Here is a 3,297-nt window from a genome sequence, read left to right on the forward strand (position 1 = left end):
AGTAGGAGCAATCGAAAAAGAACACGAAGAAAGATACAGAACCCTGCTTGCAAACGTTGAAAACGATGCAGTATTCAACAAGGAAGCAGACATCGAATGGAAATGTGAAAACTGTGGATTTGTTTTCTCAGGTCCTAACGCACCTGAAAAATGTCCTGTATGCGGACTTCCAAAAGCACATTTCGAAGAAAGAGCTACCAACTTCAAATAAGCTCTTTATTTTTTTTTAATTTTTTGATTCACCGACTCATTACCAAAACCTTATATATAAGTTTGGTCACTATTTCTAATACGGAGATGATAACATGGCAGATTTAAAAGGAAGTAAAACCGAAGAAAATTTAAAAGCCGCACTTGCTGGCGAATCCCAAGCACGTGTAAAATACGAATTCTATGCTTCTCAGGCTAAAAAGGACGGTTATGTTGAAATTAAAGAAATTTTTCAGGAATCATCCGACAATGAGAAAGAGCATGCAAAAATCTGGTTCAAATTGTTGAACGGTGGAGGAGTGCCTGACACCGAAACCAACCTTGCAGATGCAGCAGCAGGCGAACATGAAGAATGGACTTCCATGTATAAGGAATTCGCTGAAACCGCACGTGAAGAAGGCTTTGATGATATTGCAGAATTGTTTGATGCTGCAGGTGCAACCGAAAAGGCACACGAAGACAGATACAATGCATTGTCTGATAAAATCAAAGCAGGAAAAGTATTCAAAAAAGACGAAGAGATTGCATGGAAATGTAACAATTGTGGATACATCCATTATGGAACTGACGCTCCTGAAGTCTGTCCGTTATGCGATCACCCACAAGCACACTTCAGAAAACAAGATACTAGCTATATCTAGATCTTTTTTCTTTTTTCTTTTTTAACCAATATCACCAGATTTATCAGTTACTTTTTTTCGATTGACAAAAAGATATTTCACTGTCAAATGCACATATAATATGACAAGGGGTATTATGATAGAAAACAACATTTGTCTTTTAACAGATAGCTATAAGGTAACTCATCATTATTTCTACCCGAAAGGAACAGAAAAGATTTATTCATACCTTGAAAGCAGGGTAGGCGCTGAGTTTAACAAGACTATCTTTTATGGACTTCAATATATAATCAAAAAGTATTTTGAAGGTCAAGTCGTAACCCCGGAAAGGATTGATGAGGCAGACAGGCTGATTTCTGCCCATATCGGCGAAGGAATCTTTAATTATGATGGCTGGCAGTATATTTTGGATGAGCATGACGGTTATCTGCCGGTTGAAATCAGGGCGGTTCCTGAAGGAACTCCGGTTGATGTAAGCAATGTTTTGATGACAGTTGAAAATACCGACAGCAAATCCTATTGGTTGCCTAATTACCTTGAATCCTTGCTATTGCAGGTTTGGTATCCCTCTACCGTTGCAACACTTTCAGCTGAAGTAAGAAAACTTGCCAACTTCTATTTGGACGTAACCGGTTCCTGCAAGGATAATCTTGACTTTATGCTGCACGATTTCGGATATCGCGGAGCGACTTCAACCGAATCCTCAATGCTGTCCGGTTCAGCACACTTGCTCAGCTTTTCCGGAACAGATACAATACCTGCTTTGACAATACCTGAAAACTACTACAACGACTCAGACTTATATGGATTTTCCGTTCAGGCAACAGAACACAGCGTAATGACGTCACTTGGTCCTGAAGGTGAAATGGAACAGATTCTCAATGTTATCGATAATGCAAAGGAGGGAATCTTGTCAATTGTTATTGATTCCTATAATTACAGGAACTTTTTAACCGAAGCGGGCAAGTCTGGCGGGGAGCTGAACGAAGCCATTTTAAACTTTTTGGATGTTGAAAACAATAAGATAGTATTTAGACCGGATAGCGGAGAGCCTGTATCCACTACTATTGACTGTTTGACCTTATTGGCTGAAGGCTTTGGAAGCCACCTTACCGATAAGGGATATAAGGTATTTGACCTTAATATCGGTCTTCTGTGGGGTGACGGTTTGAATTATCAAAAAATACGTGACATACTTTTTGCCATGAAATCCGGCGGTTGGGCAGCGGAAAACATCATTTTCGGTATGGGCGGAGGCCTGCACACTGCAGTCAACCGTGACACCCAAAGGAACGCATTTAAATGTTCAGCGCAACTGCGTGATGGCGAGTGGCATGATATTTTCAAAAACCCTTTAGATTCAAGTAAAAAGTCAAAGACAGGAAGATTTAAATTAATAAAAGAAAACGATTCATTTAAAACACTTCCAATTGATGCTGATGGTGATGATTTACTTCAGACAGTATTTAGAAATGGTGAATTGTTGATTGACGATAATTTTGCAGACATCAAGCAAAGGGCTTTGAATTATTCAAATTTCTTATGAGGTGATAATATGTGTACAGCAAGCAATTACATAACAGATGATCATTATTTCGGACGTAACTTTGATTATGAAATTTCATATAATGAAAGGGTAACCGTTACTCCGAGAAATTATGAATTTGAATTCAGGAAAATCGATGCGATAAAAACACACTATGCAATAATCGGCATTGCTGCGGGAATTGACGGATATCCGTTATACTACGATGCATGCAATGAAAAGGGACTGGCAATGGCCGGATTGAACTTTGCAGGCAATGCAGTATATAGGGAATTTGAAGAGGATATGATCAACATCACTCCTTTTGAACTTATTCCATATCTTCTTGGAACCTGTGCCAGTGTAAGCGAAGCTCGTGAAGTACTTGGCGAAATAAACCTTGTTGACATCAATTTTGCAGACGAATTGCCGTTGTCTCCACTTCATTGGATGATTTCAGATGAAAATGAGGCGATTGTAGTTGAACCTTTGGCTGAGGGCCTGAAAGTCTATGACAATCCCGTTGGGGTATTGACCAACAATCCTCCATTTGACAAGCAACTGTTTTACCTGAACAATTACAGGGCATTGTCCAATAGAAATCCGGAAAATACCTTCGGAGGTGAAATTGATTTGGATGAATATTCCAGGGGAATGGGTGCAATCGGCCTTCCGGGAGACTTGTCTTCCGCTTCAAGATTTGCCAAAGTAGCTTTCACACGTGCAAACTCATATTCAGATAATGATGAAGCAAGCAGCGTAAGCCAGTTTTTCCATATTTTGGGTTCTGTCGAACAGCAGAACGGCTGCACATTCATCTCAGATCCTAATCTCTACGAGTATACAATCTATACGTCCTGCTACAATACCAAGAGGGGCGTCCTATATTACAGGACTTACAACAACTCACAGATTACTGCAGTTGATTTGAATAAGGAGAAT

4 protein-coding genes are annotated in these 3,297 nt (G+C 39.7%); all 4 read left to right on the forward strand.

Features of this window, described 5'->3' with window-relative positions:
- Positions 1–211 (forward strand): rubredoxin-like domain-containing protein (locus ACJMLO_RS06560; protein WP_405295109.1); only part of this gene is annotated, 211 nt, incomplete at its 5' end.
- 94 nt (positions 212–305) lie between these two features.
- Positions 306–851 (forward strand): rubrerythrin, encoded by a 546-nt coding sequence (rbr, locus tag ACJMLO_RS06565; RefSeq protein ID WP_405295111.1) that lies wholly within the window; start codon positions 306–308, stop codon positions 849–851.
- Between the two features lie 115 nt (positions 852–966).
- Complete coding sequence (locus tag ACJMLO_RS06570) at positions 967–2,376, forward strand: nicotinate phosphoribosyltransferase (protein ID WP_405295112.1); 1,410 nt, start codon at positions 967–969, stop codon at positions 2,374–2,376.
- A 9-nt stretch (positions 2,377–2,385) separates the two neighbouring features.
- Positions 2,386–3,297: choloylglycine hydrolase (bsh, locus tag ACJMLO_RS06575; RefSeq protein WP_405295114.1), on the forward strand; the 912-nt coding region annotated here is incomplete at its 3' end.

The organism is Methanobrevibacter sp. (assembly GCF_045120835.1).
In the GTDB taxonomy this organism is placed as follows: Archaea; Methanobacteriota; Methanobacteria; order Methanobacteriales; family Methanobacteriaceae; genus Methanocatella.

Excerpts from the sequence above, each read along its gene's own strand:
- rbr (WP_405295111.1), top strand. The coding sequence starts at position 306 with ATGGCAGATTTAAAAGGAAGTAAAACCGAAGAAAATTTAAAAGCCGCA.
- ACJMLO_RS06570 (WP_405295112.1), top strand. The coding sequence starts at position 967 with ATGATAGAAAACAACATTTGTCTTTTAACAGATAGCTATAAGGTAACT.